The sequence below is a fragment of the Bordetella sp. 2513F2 genome, assembly GCF_054642735.1.
This window is the reverse complement of the sequence record NZ_CM137755.1, coordinates 1,090,645-1,106,218: the sequence shown is the minus strand read 5'-3', so window position 1 is coordinate 1,106,218 and position 15,574 is coordinate 1,090,645. Positions and strand designations below refer to the sequence as shown.

Annotated in this window: 11 protein-coding genes, 1 tRNA gene and 1 pseudogene; 5 read left to right on the top strand and 8 right to left on the bottom strand. The window is 66.1% G+C overall.

Translation table 11 applies throughout. The features are described from left to right. Positions 1-32: 32 nt before the first annotated feature. The 4 genes from ltrA to ACYBYQ_RS05175 form a co-directional block, all read right to left on the bottom strand. Positions 33-1,430, bottom strand: a complete 1,398-nt coding sequence (ltrA, locus tag ACYBYQ_RS05190; RefSeq protein WP_459616217.1) for a group II intron reverse transcriptase/maturase — start codon at positions 1,428-1,430, stop codon at positions 33-35. 507 nt (positions 1,431-1,937) lie between these two features. Then, positions 1,938-2,954 (bottom strand): ketol-acid reductoisomerase, encoded by a 1,017-nt coding sequence (gene ilvC, locus ACYBYQ_RS05185; protein ID WP_459617444.1) that lies wholly within the window; start codon positions 2,952-2,954, stop codon positions 1,938-1,940. A gap of 62 nt (positions 2,955-3,016) precedes the next feature. Then, positions 3,017-3,508: an acetolactate synthase small subunit gene (ilvN, locus tag ACYBYQ_RS05180; protein ID WP_459617442.1), complete on the bottom strand. Its 492-nt coding sequence runs from the start codon at positions 3,506-3,508 to the stop codon at positions 3,017-3,019. Positions 3,509-3,521: 13 nt separating this feature from the next. Next, a complete protein-coding gene (locus ACYBYQ_RS05175) occupies positions 3,522-5,237 on the bottom strand; it encodes an acetolactate synthase 3 catalytic subunit (RefSeq protein WP_459617440.1) in 1,716 nt (571 codons plus the stop codon). A gap of 509 nt (positions 5,238-5,746) precedes the next feature. Here ACYBYQ_RS05175 and ACYBYQ_RS05170 point away from each other — a divergent pair. After that, positions 5,747-7,984 carry an FUSC family protein gene (locus ACYBYQ_RS05170; RefSeq protein ID WP_459617438.1) on the top strand — a complete coding sequence of 746 codons (2,238 nt, stop codon included), beginning with the start codon at positions 5,747-5,749 and terminating at the stop codon, positions 7,982-7,984. Here the strand turns inward: ACYBYQ_RS05170 and ACYBYQ_RS05165 are convergent. The 3 genes from ACYBYQ_RS05165 to ACYBYQ_RS05155 are packed head-to-tail and all read right to left on the bottom strand — an operon-like array spanning position 7,970 to position 10,813. Then, positions 7,970-9,199 (bottom strand): MFS transporter, encoded by a 1,230-nt coding sequence (locus ACYBYQ_RS05165; RefSeq protein WP_459617436.1) that lies wholly within the window; start codon positions 9,197-9,199, stop codon positions 7,970-7,972. The two genes, ACYBYQ_RS05170 and ACYBYQ_RS05165, sit on opposite strands and share 15 nt — an antisense overlap. Before the next feature lie 17 nt (positions 9,200-9,216). Beyond that, positions 9,217-9,993, bottom strand: a complete 777-nt coding sequence (gene yaaA, locus ACYBYQ_RS05160) for a peroxide stress protein YaaA (protein ID WP_459617434.1) — start codon at positions 9,991-9,993, stop codon at positions 9,217-9,219. Positions 9,994-10,030: 37 nt separating this feature from the next. Next, positions 10,031-10,813: a 3-hydroxybutyrate dehydrogenase gene (locus ACYBYQ_RS05155; protein WP_459617432.1), complete on the bottom strand. Its 783-nt coding sequence runs from the start codon at positions 10,811-10,813 to the stop codon at positions 10,031-10,033. A 377-nt stretch (positions 10,814-11,190) separates the two neighbouring features. Between ACYBYQ_RS05155 and ACYBYQ_RS05150 the strand changes: the two genes are divergently transcribed. The 4 genes and pseudogenes from ACYBYQ_RS05150 to ACYBYQ_RS05135 all read left to right on the top strand — a co-directional run bounded on the left by ACYBYQ_RS05150 (position 11,191) and on the right by ACYBYQ_RS05135 (position 14,355). Then, positions 11,191-11,280 (top strand) — tRNA-Ser (locus ACYBYQ_RS05150). Between the two features lie 447 nt (positions 11,281-11,727). Next, a pseudogene (locus ACYBYQ_RS05145) lies at positions 11,728-12,135 on the top strand (iron-containing alcohol dehydrogenase); the annotation flags it as partial. A 703-nt stretch (positions 12,136-12,838) separates the two neighbouring features. After that, a complete protein-coding gene (locus ACYBYQ_RS05140) occupies positions 12,839-13,342 on the top strand; it encodes a 2,4'-dihydroxyacetophenone dioxygenase family protein (RefSeq protein ID WP_459618710.1) in 504 nt (167 codons plus the stop codon). A gap of 29 nt (positions 13,343-13,371) precedes the next feature. Then, on the top strand, positions 13,372-14,355 hold the full coding sequence (locus tag ACYBYQ_RS05135) for a Bug family tripartite tricarboxylate transporter substrate binding protein (protein WP_459618709.1): 984 nt from the start codon (positions 13,372-13,374) through the stop codon (positions 14,353-14,355). 53 nt (positions 14,356-14,408) lie between these two features. Here the strand turns inward: ACYBYQ_RS05135 and ACYBYQ_RS05130 are convergent, their stop codons facing one another. After that, complete coding sequence (locus ACYBYQ_RS05130) at positions 14,409-15,566, bottom strand: acyl-CoA dehydrogenase family protein (RefSeq protein WP_459617430.1); 1,158 nt, start codon at positions 15,564-15,566, stop codon at positions 14,409-14,411. Positions 15,567-15,574 lie beyond the last annotated feature (8 nt).

The window sequence follows — 15,574 nt, the reverse complement described above, 5'->3', positions numbered from 1 at the left end:
ACCACCGTACGTGCGGTTCCGCATACGGCGGTTCAGTTGATACGCTGGAGGCGATCCACGGTATCGCGGATCGAGATCAGCCCCAGCCCCTGGAAGTACGCGTTGGGCAACGCGTGCGTCAGGTGTGAGGCGCCCGCATTCCACCAAGGCCCACGGCCATTGACGCTGGACTTCGCCGCGCGTGCCGGGTCTAGCCCCAGCACGATCATGTGCCGTCTTCGCGTCCGTGGCCGCTTCCATTGCCGCCAGATCAGGCAGCGCAACCGCCGCCTTATCCAGCCGTCCAGTCCCTGCATCCGGCGTCGCTGCAGGCTCAGCCGGAAGTAGTTCGCCCAACCCCTCAGTAGCGGGTTCAGCGTCTGGATCGTGTAACCAACGGACCAACCCCGGCCTTCGCGCACCACCTCCCGCACCCGGCTCATCAATCGCTCGATGCTCTCCGGGGCGATCCGCAGGTGCGCCTGCCCAAGCCGTACGGCCACCCGGTACCCCAGGAACTTGCGTGCCCCCGGCCGGGCCACCGCACTCTTGGCCTCGTTCACGCGCAGCCTCAAGACCCTCTCGAGATAGGCCCTGGTGCTGCGCATCACCCGCTCGCCCGCCCGCTTGCTTGCGACGTAAATGTTGCAGTCGTCCGCATAGCGGCAGAACGCCAGGCCTCGGCGCTCCAGTCTATGGTCCAGATCACTGAGCAGGATGTTCGACAACAGCGGCGAGAGCGGTCCGCCTTGCGGCGTGCCTTCTGTACGCGCCTGCGCCAGCCCATCGGCCATCATCCCCGCTTGCAGCAAGCGGCGAATCAGCTTCAGGGCCTCCTTGTCTTGCACCTGCCGCGCCACCCGGGCCATCAGCACGTCGTGGTCCACTCGGTCAAAGAACTTCTCCAAGTCCAGGTCCACCACCCAATGCCGTCCCGCCTGCACATGGGCCTGCGCCTGACGCACCGCGTCCAACGCACTCCTGCCAGGACGGAACCCGAAGCTGCTCGCCGAGAACGTCGGCTCGAAGATCGGTTGCAGCACTTGATGCAACGCCTGCTGGATGAGCCGGTCTACCACGGTCGGCACGCCCAGTGTCCGTACCCCGCCTTGCGGCTTCGGTATGTCCACCCGGCGCACCGCCCGCGGCATATACGTCCCCGCCAGCAGCGCCGCCCTTACGCTGGGCCAGTGCGCCTTCAGCCAGCCGCCAAGGTCTTGCACGGTCATGCCGTCTATGCCGGCCGACCCCTTATTCCCCAGCACTCGCCTGTACGCCTGGCTCATGTTCGAGCGTTCCACGACCCGCCGCATCAGCGAGTCGCCCTCCGATTTCGTTTGCCCGGGTGTCGCTGTGCGGGCCTGCGCACCCCGGCCGCGCTCGGACAGCTTCCGGCCGCCTCCCGCCTCCAAGGCCCCTGTCTCCAGAGCTTCTGCATCCACAGCTCGCATCAAGATCACCCGTCCTACTCTCGGTATCCTCTGTTCGGGCCTTCGGTCATGGTCCTCATCGGCTCGCCGCCTTCGCCATCGACCTACTATGCCCTCGGCTGACTTCTGATCGCGCGTCCCCTCGCCTTGCGGCTTCGGTAGCTGGGCCAGCCCAGCACGCGGTCAGATCTCCCCGGGTATTGCACACCCACCTTCACGCTTATGCCTGTCGGATATACGTCCCAGCGTTCCGGACAAGTATCGGGCTTTGACGAGTTTGGCCGCCTTACCCCGCTGACACGCCTCATCCGCTTCCTGTGCGTCAGGCCAGCGCTTTGCCATCCGGCTTCCTTCAGACTCGCAGTCGCCCGCGAAACCCTTGCCTTCGGCTAACTCTTCCCCTTGTCGGGCGAGTAGAGGACTTCCACCTCCAAGTGGGTGCGCCCTGCCGGGCGCACCAAAGCAAAGCGGCACGCCGCCCGGCGTGCCGCCCTGAGGTCCACACGGGGCATGCCGCCCCGCGACGGCTCAGTTCCTGGACTTGTCGACCAGCTTGTTGGCCGCGATCCAGGGCATCATGGCGCGCAGCTTGGCCCCCACCACCTCGATCTGCGACTCCGCGTTGATGCGGCGGCGCGAGGTGAGCGTGGGCGCGCCGGCGGCGTTCTCGAGAATGAACTTCTTGGCGTACTCGCCCGTCTGGATGTCGACGAGGGCCTGGCGCATGGCCTTGCGGGTCTCGTCGGTGACGATCTTGGGGCCGGTCTCGTATTCGCCGAACTCGGCGTTGTTCGAGATCGAGTAGTTCATGTTGGCGATGCCGCCCTCGTAGATCAGGTCCACGATCAGCTTGAGTTCGTGCAGGCACTCGAAATAGGCCATCTCGGGCGCGTAGCCGGCCTCGACCAGCGTGTCGAAGCCCGCCTTGATCAGCTCCACCGTGCCGCCGCACAGCACGGCCTGCTCGCCGAACAGGTCGGTCTCGGTTTCCTCGCGGAAGTTGGTCTCGATGATGCCTGCGCGGCCGCCGCCATTGGCGCTGGCGTACGACAAGGCGATGTCGCGGGCCGAGCCCGACTTGTCCTGGTAGACGGCCACCAGGTGGGGCACGCCGCCGCCCTGGCTGTAGGTGGAGCGCACGGTGTGGCCGGGGGCCTTGGGCGCCACCATGATCACGTCGATGTCGTCGCGCGGGACGACCTGGCCGTAGTGCACGTTGAAGCCATGGGCGAAGGCCAGCGCGGCGCCGGCCTTGATGTTGCCGTGCACTTCGTTGCGGTACACCGAGGCGATGTTCTCGTCGGGCAGCAGCATCATGACCACGTCGGCGCGCTTGACGGCCTCGGCCACCTCGGCGACTTCCAGGCCGGCATTGGCGGCCTTGTTCCAGGAGGCGCCGCCCTTGCGCAGGCCCACCACCACCTTGACGCCCGAATCATGCAGGTTCAGGGCGTGGGCATGGCCTTGCGAACCGTAGCCGATGATGGCGACGGTCTTGCCTTTGACGAGGGAGAGATCGCAGTCTTTGTCGTAGAAAACTTTCATGGGGTGCTCCGGATCTTGATTTTTGAATGAATGTTGAGGGTGCTGCGTGGCGCGTACGCCGGTCAGAGTTTGAGGATGCGTTCGCCGCGGCCGATGCCCGAGACGCCGGTACGCACGGTTTCCAGGATGGCGCTGCGGTCCAGGGCCTCGATGAAGGCCTGGATCTTGCCCTGGTCGCCGGTCAGCTCGATCGTATAGGACTTGTCCGTCACGTCGATGATGCGGCCGCGGAAGATGTCGGCCATGCGCTTGACCTCGTCGCGTTCCTTGCCGACGGCGCGCACCTTGATCAGCATGAGTTCGCGCTCGATGTGCGCGCCCTCCGTGAGATCCACCACCTTGACCACATCGACCAGGCGGTTGAGATGCTTGGTGATCTGTTCGATCACGTCGTCGGAACCGACGGTGACCACGGTCAGGCGCGACAGCGTCGCGTCCTCGGTGGGCGCCACCGTCAGCGTCTCGATGTTGTAGCCGCGCGCGGAAAAAAGGCCGACCACGCGCGACAGCGCGCCGGGCTCGTTCTCCATCAGCACCGAAATCACATGTTTCATATCAGCCTCCGCCCTACAGATCTTCCGAACCGAGCAGCATCTCGGTCAGCCCACGGCCGGCCTTCACCATGGGCCACACGTTCTCGGTGCGGTCGGTGATGAAGTCCAGGAAGACGAGGCGGTCCTTGTGCTTCCTGAATGCCTCGCGCAGCGCCGGCTCGACGTCGGCCGGGCGCTCGATGCGCAGGCCGACGTGGCCGTAGGCCTCGACCAGGCGCACGAAGTCGGGCAGCGAATCCATGTAGGACTCGGAGTAGCGGGAGCCGTAGTCGATCTGCTGCCACTGCCGCACCATGCCCAGGAACCGGTTGTTCAGGCAGATGATCTTGGGCGTCAGGTGGTACTGGGCGCAGGTGGAGAGCTCCTGGATGTTCATCTGGATGGAGCCCTCGCCCGTGATCACGGCGACGTCGGCCTGCGGATTGGCCATCTGCACGCCCATGGCGTACGGCAGGCCCACCCCCATGGTGCCCAGGCCGCCGGAGTTGATCCAGCGGCGCGGCTCGTCGAAGCGGTAGTACTGGGCCGCCCACATCTGGTGCTGCCCCACGTCGGAAGTCACGAAGGCATTGCCGCCGGTGACTTCCCACAGCTTCTCGACCACGAACTGCGGCTTGATGACCTCGTCGGAAGGCGCGTACTTCAGGCACTCCTTGCCGCGCCAGGCCTCGACCTGCTGCCACCATTTGTCGATCGGCGCCGGCTTGGCGTCGGCGCTGGCGATCTCGTACTGGGCGCAGAGATCCTGCAGCACGTCCTTGACGTTGCCCACGATGGGAACGTCCACGCGCACGCGCTTGGAGATCGACGAGGGGTCGATGTCGATGTGGATGATCTTGCGGGCGTTCTGCGCGAAATGCCGCGGATTGCCGATGACGCGGTCGTCGAAGCGCGCGCCGATGGCCAGCAGCACGTCGCAGTGCTGCATGGCCATGTTGGCCTCGTAGGTGCCGTGCATGCCGGGCATGCCGAGGAACTGGCGGCTGCTGGCGGGCATGGCGCCCAGGCCCATCAGCGTATTGGTGACCGGCGCGCCGAGCAGCTCGGCCAGCCTGCGCAGCTCGGCCGAGGCATCGGAAAGCACGACCCCGCCGCCGCTGTAGATCATGGGGCGCTCGGCGGAAAGCAGCATCTGCACCGCCTTCTTGATCTGCCCCTGGTGCCCCTTGGTTACCGGGGCGTACGAGCGCATGCTGATCTCGCCCTTGGGCGGCACGTACTTGCACTGCGCCACCGTGATGTCCTTGGGGATGTCGACCAGCACCGGGCCCGGCCGGCCGGTGCGCGCGATGTAGAACGCGCGCCGCAGGGTCTCGGCCAGGTCCTTCACGTCGCGCACCAGGAAGTTGTGCTTGACGCAGGGCCGCGTGATGCCCACGGTGTCGCACTCCTGGAAGGCGTCCTCGCCTATGGCGGCCGTGGGCACCTGCCCGCTGATGATCACCATCGGGATGGAGTCCATGTAGGCGGTGGCGATGCCGGTGACGGCATTGGTGACGCCCGGGCCGCTGGTGACGATGCACACGCCCACCTTCTGCGAAGCGCGCGAGTACGCATCGGCGGCGTGCACGGCAGCCTGCTCGTGACGCACCAGGATGTGCTGGAATTTGTCTTGCTTGAAAATCGCGTCGTAGATGTACAGCACCGCGCCGCCGGGGTAGCCGAAGACGTGTTCCACGCCCTCATCGGCCAGGCAGCGCACGACGATATCGGCGCCTGTGAGTTCCATGTTGTGTTCCTTTCAGTACCGGCGCTGTTTCCCTGACCGCTGCACGCCCGGATACGGCGGCAACCTGAACCCGAACCGGTACCGGCAACATGACCCGGCGCTTTGCGGCTCACGGAGCCACGCCACCCGGACACCTTGCCGACCCGGCACGCGCTCGTCAGGAACGCAGTGCAAACGCCCCGGGCGGCAACCCGAAGACGCTGGAGGTCGAAATGGAAGCCTCGGCAACACACGCTTGTGGCGCGGCCAAACGGCAGGTGATGCTGGAACGGAAAGCGCCGAAAGGTGGCTCGGCGCGTTGCGATCCTGTGCGCCGGCATCGGATAGGCAGGCCGGCGCAAGCTGGCAAATGTACCGCTTTGCCGGCACGGTAGCAAATCGCTACGTGGCGGCGGGTGCGCGCGGCTTTCCCAGGAGGGGCAATCGCCGTCCACGCCGCAACCATCCGGCCCCGAAACCCGGCGGCGCTTCTATACTTGGAGCCGTTCACGCACACGGGTATTCGTCCCATGGATTTGCGCATTGCCAGCATCCGCCAGTTTCTCTACAGCCATTACTTCTTCGGCGGGGTGCGGCAGGGCGTGGGCATGCTGCTGCCGGTGCTGCTGGTAGGCGGGCTGGGCGGACACTACAGCATGGGGCTGGTGGCCACTTTCGGGGCCCAGTGCCTGGCCATCATCGACCAGCCGGGCGGCCCGCGCCGCCACCGCACCAACGAGATGCTGGGCGGCGCCCTGCTGGGCACGCTCAGCGTGACGCTCACCGGCCTGGCCTCCACCTTCCCAGTGCTGCTGTGGCTGGTGGTGATACTCCAGTGCTTCGCCTTCTCCATGCTGTCGGTCTTCGGCAAGCGCGGCGGCCTGATCGGCTTCGCCGCCCTGCTGCTCATGACGCTGACCATGCATACGCCCATGGCTCCGGACGAAGTGCTGCGGCACGCCGGGGCCAGCCTGGGCGGGTCTCTGTTCTACCTGGCTTTCAGCCTGGGGTTCTCGCGCCTGTTCCGGCTGCGCGAAGAGCGCCAGGCGCTGTCGGTGGGCCTGTTCGCCACGGCGGACTACATGGCGACACGGGCGAGCTTCTACGATGAGGCGAGCGACCTGGACGACACCTACCGGCAGCTGATCCAGCGGCAGGCGATCATGACCGACAAGCACCAGACCGCGCGCGACATGGTGCTGCGCGAACTGCCGCGCGGCGGCGGCGGGCAGCGCGACGCGGCCCGGGTGATGCTGTGGAACATGTTCATCGACATGCTGCAGCTGCTGGATACCCTGGTGGCCACCCATACCGACTATGCCACCCTGCGCCGCGCCCTGGCGGGCCACGACGCGCTGATCTTCATGCGCGACGCGCTGGTGAAGATGTCGCTGGAACTCAACCGCATCGCGCTGGACGTCTCGCGCGGGCGCCAGACGCAATATCGCAGCAGCGCCAAGGCCGAGCTGCGGGCCATCGAATACGAGATCGAGCAGATCCGCCAGGGCGGGCTGGCCGACCGCGAACCCGAAGTGGTGGCGCTGATGGTGCAGGTGCTGCGCCGGCTGCGCAACGCCTCGCGCATCGTCGACAGGCTGGCCGAGCATACCCAGCGGCGGCCCGATGCCCGCCCCACCGACCTGCTGCGCATCGACAAGTCGCTCACGCGCTTCATGTCGCGCCAGGAGGTGCGGCTCGGCCAGATCACCAGCAACCTGCGGCTGGACTCGCCGCATTGCCGCTACGCAATCCGCGTCGCGCTGGCGGCCGCGCTGGCCCTGGCGCTGATCGGCAGCTGGCAGGCGCCCGGGATATCCTCGCACAGCTACTGGGTGCTGCTGACCATAGTCATCATCATGAAGCCCGGCTTCGCCCTGACCCGCCAGCGCAACGGCTGGCGGCTCATGGGCACCCTCATCGGCTGCCTGCTGGCGCTGGGCCTGTTCTCCCTCACCAGCCGCCCGGAGATCCTGTTCGCCGTGCTGCTGGCTGCCTGCATCATGGGCAACAGCCTAGTGCAGCTCAACTACATGGGCAGCGCCATCTTCAACACGCTCTTCGTGGTGCTGGTGTTCCACTTCGTCGCGCCGGGCAGCGTGTCGCTGGAGGTGATAGGCGAACGCGCCCTCGATACGGCGCTGGGCTGCGCGCTGGCGCTGGTATGCAGCTACGTGCTGCCCTGGTGGGAGGCGCGCTACATGAAACCGCTGGCGCGGGCCGCCGCGCGCGCCAACCGCGAATACCTGCGCGCCGGACTGGACTTCGTGCGCGCCACCCATGCCGCCTCCCGCCCCGACCTGCCCGAGGGCGAGGCCGCCGCAGCCGCCGCCACCCTGACGGATGCCGACCTGGCATGGCGCCTGGCGCGCAAGAACGTGCACATTGCCTTCAGCAACTTCGCCGAGGCCTTCTACCGCATGATGAGCGAGCCGCGCTCGCACCAGGTGAATGTCCCGGAATACAACAACCTGCTGATCCAGAACCATGTCCTGGCCTCGCAGATCACCGCGGCCATCCCGCTGCTGGCCGGCCTGGCCGCCACGCCGGAACCCGTACGGCGGGCGCTCGAGGGCATGCTGGACCTGCTCGACGAAAAGCAGCCCGCCCCGGCGGACCTGCCCAGCCAGTTCGACACCGAAGGCGAACTGGCGGCGCTGGCCTATCCGCTCAAGCAGATGCTGCGCGCCAGCACCATGATCCGCCGGGAGCTGGCCGGCCTGGCCGAACCGGAGGAACCGGCGGGCGGCCGCGTGTCAGTGGCCGGCTGAAGGCGCCGCCACCCGCTGCCGCGGCCAGAAGTAATACGCCGCGGCAACCGCCTGGAACGCCAGCAGCACCAGCCAGGCCGCCGTGTGGGCCTGCGGCGGATACGCCCCGGCCTCCTGCGGCCAGAGGTCGATGATGGCGCCCATGCCCACCTGGCACAGGAAGATCGCCGTGAACATCAGCAGGTTGGTGGTCGAAGCCACCCGGCCCAGCAGCTCGCGCGGGAACTCGCGCGCCAGCAAGGCGAATATCAGGATGTTGGAAGAACCGAACATGCCGTAGCCGATCCACAGCACGGCCAGCGGCAGCGGCACGTCGGCCACGATCAGCGCCTGCATCAGCATGAACAGCGTCATGCAGAGGCCCCCGAACCCGTACAGACCCAGTCCGCCGCGCTCGGCCTGGCGCGCCAGGGCCCCCAGCCCCACGTTGCCGGCCATCATGGCCAGGCCCACCAGCGACACGAGCCAGGCCGCGGTGGCCGGGTCCACCTGGTTGAACTCGATCAGATAGGGCCTCACCCACAGCGACTGCACGCCGTAGAACACGCCCGCCGAGGCGGTGGGCAGCGACACCAGCTGCCAATAGCGCGGCATGCGCAGCAGCGCCAGCATGCCGCGCCATTGCTCGCCCAGACCAGCCCGTGCATGGCGCTCACGCACGGCTTCGCGCGGCGCGCCCAGCAGCAGCATGGCCGCCACCGCCAGCGTGAACACCGCCATGCCCAGGCTGACGGCGCGCCAGCTTGCATGGCCCAGCAGCCAAGACAGCGGCGAACCCACCAGCACGCCGCCCAGCCCGCCCACGGCCATCAGCAGGCCGTTGACCAGCGGCAGCCGCGCCATCGGGAAATGCTGCGCCAGCGCCTGGAAGCTGGCGCCCAGGCACACGCACACGCCGGCGCCGATCAGGAGCCGCCCCACCATCAGGCTCGCCGGCCCATCGGCCAGGCCATATACCGTGGTTCCCACCGCCGCCAGCACCAGCATGCCCGCATTGACCCGGCGCGGCCCCCAGGTATCGAGCAACAGCCCGGCGGGGATCTGCAGCAGCGCGAAACCCAGGAAATACAGGCTGGTCAGTGTGCCGAGATCCGCCGCCGACAGCTGCATCTCGGCGGTGATGTAGGGGCCGAACCCGATGTTCAGCCCGCGGAACACATAGGAAGTGAGATAGCCCAGCGAGAAAAAGACGAAAACCCGCAGCCCGGCAGACATCGATCGGGTCCGCCCTATCAGGCTGCCTGCTTGCGGCGGAACACCAGCTTGTCGTCGCTCGACGCGGTGGCGTCGTACGCATAGCCTTCGGCGTCGAATCCCTGCAGGCCTTCCGGCTTGGCGATCTTGTGCTCGATGGCGTAGCGCGCCATCAGGCCCCGGGCCCGCTTGGCATGAAAGCTGACGACCTTCCAGGCTCCGCCTTTCCAGTCCTGGAACACGCATTGCACCACGCGCGCCTGGAGCGTCTTGAGGTCGACCACCTTGAAGTACTCTTCCGAAGCCAGGTTCACCACCACCGGCGCACGCTGGCCCTCCAGGCGTTCGTTGAGGTACCGGGCAATGGCGTCGCCCCAGTACTCGTACAGGTTCTTGCCCTTGGACGTCTCGAGACGCGTGCCCATCTCGAGACGATACGGCTGCATCAGGTCCAGCGGACGCAGCGCGCCATACAGGCCGCTGAGGATCACCACGTGTTCCTGGGCCCAGTCGAGCTGGCGCGCCGACAGGCTGCCCGCCTGCAGGCCCTCGTAGACGTCGCCGTTGAAGGCCAGCACGGCCTGGCGCGCATTCTCCTGCGTGAAGGTGCGCTTCCAGGCGGCGTAGCGCGACACGTTGAGCTCGGCCAGCGCCGGGCTCAGGCTCATGAGCGCGGCGATCTCGTCGGCGGACTTGGTCTTGAGCACCTTGATCAGCGCCGCCGCCTGCTGCACGAACAGCGGCTGGCTATGGGCTTGCACATGCACCGGCGTGTCGTAATTGAGCTTCTTCGCCGGGGAAAGCAGGAACAGCATGTCGGGTTTTCCTTGTATCGATGGATCGGAAACGGATTCAGCGGGCGGTCCAGCCGCCGTCGACCGAGATGGAGGCCCCGGTGATCTGCGCGGCGGCGTCGGACGCCAGGAACACGGCCGTGCCGCCGAGCTGCTCGGGGGTGACGAACTGCAGCGAGGGCTGCTTCTCGCCCAGCAGCTCGCGCGCCGCGGCTTCCTGGTCCACGCCCTGTTGCGCGGCGATGGCCGAAATCTGCTTCTCGACCAGCGGCGTGCGCACCCAGCCCGGGCAGATGGCATTGGCCGTGACCCCCGTGCCGGCGGTCTCGAGCGCCGTGACCTTGGTGAGCCCCACCACGCCGTGCTTGGCCGCCACGTAGGCCGACTTGCTGGGCGAAGCCACCAGGCCGTGGGCCGACGCGATATTGATGATGCGGCCCCAGCCCTGCTTCTTCATGTGCGGCAGCGCCGCGGCCGAGCCATGGAACACGGCCGAGAGGTTCAGGGCGATGATCGCGTCCCACTTCTCGACCGGAAAGTCCTCGATCAGCGCGGTGTGCTGGATGCCGGCATTGTTCACCAGGATGTCGATGCGGCCCAGGCTCTGCACCGTGTTGGCCACCAGCTGGCGCACCGCCTCGCCGCGCGAGAGGTCGGCGCCGTCGTACAGCACCTGCACCCCATGCTCCTTGGCCAGCGCCTCGCGCACCTGCTCGATCTGCGCCGCATCCCCGAAGCCGTTGAGCACGATGTCGGCACCCTGGCTGGCGAATGCGGTGGCGATTCCCAGGCCGATGCCGCTGGTGGAACCGGTGACGACGGCGACTTTTCCTTTGAGCATGAACATTCTCCTTCAAGGGCGCGGCGCCGATGCGGCCGCGGGGTTCGACACGCGTGGGGCACCCGGCATGCTACTCCTGCCACCGGCTTTCGGCACGCCGCGGAGGCAGGCTTGTGCCCCGATGCCGGGGTCGTCCGAATCAACCGCCGGCAGCCATTTCGATTGGCTTTCCAAAACCAGAATATTTCGGGTAGAATAGCGGGCTTTGCTGGATCCTGCTTACAACGCAGCCCGGAGCGACGCGATCAAGGCCAGGCCTGAAAGCGAAGCTTGCCTTGCGCATCGGCGCCCTGACCACGGCCCGCTGCGAAACCGGGATGCCAGGCAAGAACCCAGCGGCGATGCGCCGGCACTGGCTGCCGCACATCGAGCCCACCGGAGAGGTGGCAGAGTGGTCGAATGCGCCGGACTCGAAATCCGGTATACGTTTAGGCGTATCGTGGGTTCGAATCCCACCCTCTCCGCCAGATTTTTGTCCAGGCAGGTCCAGGGCAATGCAAAGACCCCGTGAGTGTTCAACTTGCGGGGTTTTTTCTTTCCAGGGCGGTTCGGACCAGCTCACTGCGGACGCCGCCCTGGTCCGGTGTCAGGTGGATGCCGTCCTGGCACAGCCTGGCGACTCCTGCTTCCGCGCTGCAAATGCCAACTGCGGCCCCGGGTCTCCCGGAGCATCCTTCCCCACTTCGCCCAGACTCCGCTCACGCCTGCCCCCGTACAGGCCTCGTCCGACAGCTCCAGGCTGACCCCGGCGTTGACAAGCCTCCCCAAAGACGGAAGAATGACCAATATAGAACAGATATTCTGTCTGAAAGAACAATCAAGAACGGATCCCGACACGATGAACGCCTCCAACATCGCCTGCACGGATCCGCTGTCTTTAGGGGACACGCACTTTGGTGCATTTTCATTCCGACATGGCTGGCATGGGGTTTCCGTGCCGCTACATACAGGGCCCAGGCGCGCTCGACAGCCTGCAAGCCATCCTGCGCGAATGCCTGCGCGCCGATTCGGCCACGCTCATCCATGACGGCGCGCTGGCCAGATACTTGCCGCGTTTCCGGGCTTCGGGCCTCGCCATCGATGCCATTTCCTTTCCGGGGGCGTGTACCGAAGCGGTCATCGCATCGCTGGCCGAGCGCGCCCGGGTTCACCGCAACGACTGCGTGATCGGGTTCGGCGGCGGAAAGACGCTGGACGCAGCCAAGGCGGTAGCCGCCGACCTGGCGCGACCCTTGGTGGTGATGCCCTCCGCCGCCTCCAGCGATGCGCCGACCAGCCGGCTCGTTGCGGTCTACGAAGGCCATGCCTTGAAGTACTCCCGCGTGCTGCCGCGCAACCCCGATCTGGTTCTGGTAGACACGGCAATCCTGGCGGAGGCGCCGCGGCGCTTGCTGGCTGCAGGCATCGGGGATGCGTTGTCCAAGCGCTTCGAAGTGGAGCAGGCGATGGCGTTCGCCGTGCCCAACACCTTCGGCATGGGCAGCCTGGAGCTGTCCCACACCCTGGCTCAACGCTGCTACACCCTGATACGCGAGCATGCGGTCGAAGGCCTGCGCGAATGCGAGCAACGCACGGCCGGCGCGCATTTCGAGCGCCTGGTCGAAGCCTGCGTGCTGTATTCCGGGCTGGCTTTCGAAGGCGGCGGCCTGTCCCTCGCCCATGGGCTGCTGCGCGGACTGACCGTGATACCGGGCACCGAGGATTTCCTGCATGGAGAACTCGTGGCCTACGGCGCCCTGGTACAGGTGCTGGCATGCGAACGCCAGCGCCACGCGTTCGACGAATTGCTGGACATGGTACGGGCCGTAGGGCTGCCCGCCAGCCTGGCCGACATCGGGGTACGGCAGTTGCCGGACGATGCCCTGCACGAGGTGGCCCGGCTTGCCCTCACCGCGCCATACCTGGAGAACGGCGCGCAGGGCATCACCCAGCCCGGCATCGTCGAAGCCATGCGCAAGCTGGAAGCGCTGGCCACCCCATCCCCGATCTGCCCCCCCCATCGAGTCACCGATAAAGGAGACAAGCATGACCGCTGTACGCCCCTTCCCGCGGGAACTCCAGCCTGCCGGCATACGCAAGGAGATCGTGAGCCCCGTGCTCGAAGGCGACGATCGCATGTGGGTGCCGATCCACGACAACGTATGGTTCAAGCCATTGCTTCTGAACATCACGCATGGTTATTGGACCAGCGTGCTGCGCGTGCGGCGCAAGGGCGTGGTGAGCTGTCATCGTCACACTTCCACGGTGCATGGCTATGTGCTCAAGGGATCCTGGCGATACCTGGAACACGAATGGACGGCATCGGAGGGCAGCTACGTATTCGAGCCGCCGGGGGAAACGCACACCCTGGTGTCGGACGAAGACGACGAGATGCTGACCTGGTTCCTGGTCAACGGCGCCTTGATCTACGTCGACGAACAGGGCCGGCAGGTGGGATTCACCGACGTGTTCGACCGCGTGGAGAAATGCCGGTCCCACTATCGGAGTGTGGGCCTGGACGAAGCCCTGCTCGAATCCATCATCCGATAGGCACGATACCGAAGGCAAGGAGACAGGCAATGAAAAAGAACCGCTTCCTGGCAATGCTGGGCGCGCTGGCGGCATCCGTACTGCTCAACACCGCAGCCGCGGCCGAATATCCGTCGCGGCCCATCACGCTGGTGATCGGATTCGGGGCCGGCGGACCGACCGACGTGGTCGGTCGCTACATGGCGCAGCAACTCGGCGACAAACTCGGACAGGCCGTGGTGGTCGAGAACCGGCCCGGCGCAAACGGCCTCATCGCGCTGCAGTACGTACAGCGAGCAAAGCCCGATGGCTATACGCTCTTGCTGGCCAGCAGCGGCTCGCTCGCCATCGAACCCGCCTACCGCAAGTCCATCAGCTACGACGTCTTCAAGGACTTCACCATTGTCTCGCCGGTGGCGCAGTATCCGTACGTGATGGTGGTGGACGCCAAATCGGATATCCAGTCCATTCCCGACCTGGTCAAGCGCGGCCAGGCCGCCAAGGAGCCCATGACCTTCGGCTCGGCCGGCATGGGCGCCGATAATCACCTGGCGGGCGAATGGTTCGCCAAGCAGATGAACGTTCCCTTGCTGCACGTGCCGTACAGCGGCGGCGACTCCGCCATGATCAACGGCATGCTGACGGGTGGCGTCGACATGGCCCTGATCAGCGCGGCGGTGGCCCTGCCCCAGGTGCAGGGGGGAAAGTTGCGCGCCATCGGCATCGGCACCGCCCAGCGCGCCGAATTCCTGCCTGACGTGCCTACGGTAATCGAGGCGACCAATCAGGCAGACTTCATCATCGGGCCCTGGAACGGCATCATCGGCCCTGCCGGCATGGATGCCGCCGTCGTGCAGAAACTCAATACGGCGGTACAGGAAGTACTGAGCGGCGAGGAGACCCGCAAGAAGCTGCTGAGCTACGGCCAGTATCCGTTCCGCGGCTCGGGGGACGACTTCGGCCGGCACATCCGCGCGCAGCAGCAGCACTGGTCCAAGGTGATCGCTGCGGCAGGCATAGAGAAACTCGACTAGTCCGCCCGCCCGGGCGCCGGCAGCGTGGCGGGCGGTTTCCGCACGCCGCCGGATCAAACCGCCTTGGGCGGACGTTGCGAGAAGGTACGCTCGAACACGCCCTCGGCGATGCGATTCTTGAGAATCTCGATGGAACCGCCAGCGATCATCCAGCCGCGGCAGCGGCGCATGCAGTATTCAACCAGAGATTCCTCGCTGAAGCCCGTTCCTCCCATGATCTGCAGCGACTCGTTGGCGGCGAAGAAGCCCGCCTCATTGCAGGCCAGCTTGGCCATGGCGGTGCTCTGTGCGCTGGGCAGACCGTGTTCGCCTTCCAGAGCGGCCTTGTAGAGAAGCAGCTGGGCCTGCTCAAGCTTCATCCACATTTCGGCAAACTTCCACTGGAGCCCCTGGAACTCGCACAATTCGCGGCCGAACTGCTTGCGGATCAGTGCGTGTTCGCGTGCCAGGTTGAATGCATGGCGGCCGACGGCCAGCGAACGAGAGGCATTTCCGAGACGTTCCACGTTGAAGCCGGAGATCTGCTTCTTGAAGCCGCCGGGCCCGAGGAGGACATTGGACGCAGGGATACGCACGTTGTCGAAATACAGTTGCGACCAGTGCTCGCCGTTCAGGAACCGCGAGGGTTGGCCCACGGAAAAACCCGGGGTGCCGCGCTCTATCAATACCGAGCCGATGCCGCCCACGCCCGGTCCGAAGCGCACATACACCAGATACACGGCCGCCTCGGAACTGTGCGTGGAGAATATCTTGGTTCCGTTCACGACGACCTCGTCGCCGTCGATCACGGCACTGGTGGCGAGTTCCGTGACAGCCGACCCGGCCTGGGGTTCCGTCATGCCCAACGAGATCAGCTTGCGGCCACCGAGCAGGTCGGGCAGGAAGCGGGCTTTTTGCTCGGGCGTCGCATATTCCACGAAGGTGCGGATGGGGCCAAAATTTCCAGCCTGGACGATATCGGCGCTACGCGGGCACACCAGGGCAACCTCCTGGATGGCCAGCACGGCGTGCATCAGCGTGCCCCCCTGCCCCCCCTCGTCTTCCGGGAACGCAATGCCCAGGAATCCGTTCTCGGCCAACAACTGCGCCGTTTCCCAGGGATATTCATCCGCATGTGCGCGAGCGAGAGCCCCTTCCGCCAGATGATCCCGTGCGAAGCGGCGGACCGAATCGGCATAGGATTGATAGTCGGGATTCAGATTAAAGTCCATATTGGATC

What these genes read in the sequence shown, in the direction of transcription:
- ACYBYQ_RS05140 (WP_459618710.1), top strand. Translation starts at nt 12,839, where the DNA reads ATGACCGCTGTACGCCCCTTCCCGCGGGAACTCCAGCCTGCCGGCATA.
- ACYBYQ_RS05130 (WP_459617430.1), bottom strand. Translation starts at nt 15,566, where the DNA reads ATGGACTTTAATCTGAATCCCGACTATCAATCCTATGCCGATTCGGTC.
- ilvN (WP_459617442.1), bottom strand. Translation starts at nt 3,508, where the DNA reads ATGAAACATGTGATTTCGGTGCTGATGGAGAACGAGCCCGGCGCGCTG.
- yaaA (WP_459617434.1), bottom strand. Translation starts at nt 9,993, where the DNA reads ATGCTGTTCCTGCTTTCCCCGGCGAAGAAGCTCAATTACGACACGCCG.
- ACYBYQ_RS05170 (WP_459617438.1), top strand. Translation starts at nt 5,747, where the DNA reads ATGGATTTGCGCATTGCCAGCATCCGCCAGTTTCTCTACAGCCATTAC.
- ilvC (WP_459617444.1), bottom strand. Translation starts at nt 2,954, where the DNA reads ATGAAAGTTTTCTACGACAAAGACTGCGATCTCTCCCTCGTCAAAGGC.
- ACYBYQ_RS05155 (WP_459617432.1), bottom strand. Translation starts at nt 10,813, where the DNA reads ATGCTCAAAGGAAAAGTCGCCGTCGTCACCGGTTCCACCAGCGGCATC.
- ltrA (WP_459616217.1), bottom strand. Translation starts at nt 1,430, where the DNA reads ATGCGAGCTGTGGATGCAGAAGCTCTGGAGACAGGGGCCTTGGAGGCG.
- ACYBYQ_RS05165 (WP_459617436.1), bottom strand. Translation starts at nt 9,199, where the DNA reads ATGTCTGCCGGGCTGCGGGTTTTCGTCTTTTTCTCGCTGGGCTATCTC.
- ACYBYQ_RS05135 (WP_459618709.1), top strand. Translation starts at nt 13,372, where the DNA reads ATGAAAAAGAACCGCTTCCTGGCAATGCTGGGCGCGCTGGCGGCATCC.
- ACYBYQ_RS05175 (WP_459617440.1), bottom strand. Translation starts at nt 5,237, where the DNA reads ATGGAACTCACAGGCGCCGATATCGTCGTGCGCTGCCTGGCCGATGAG.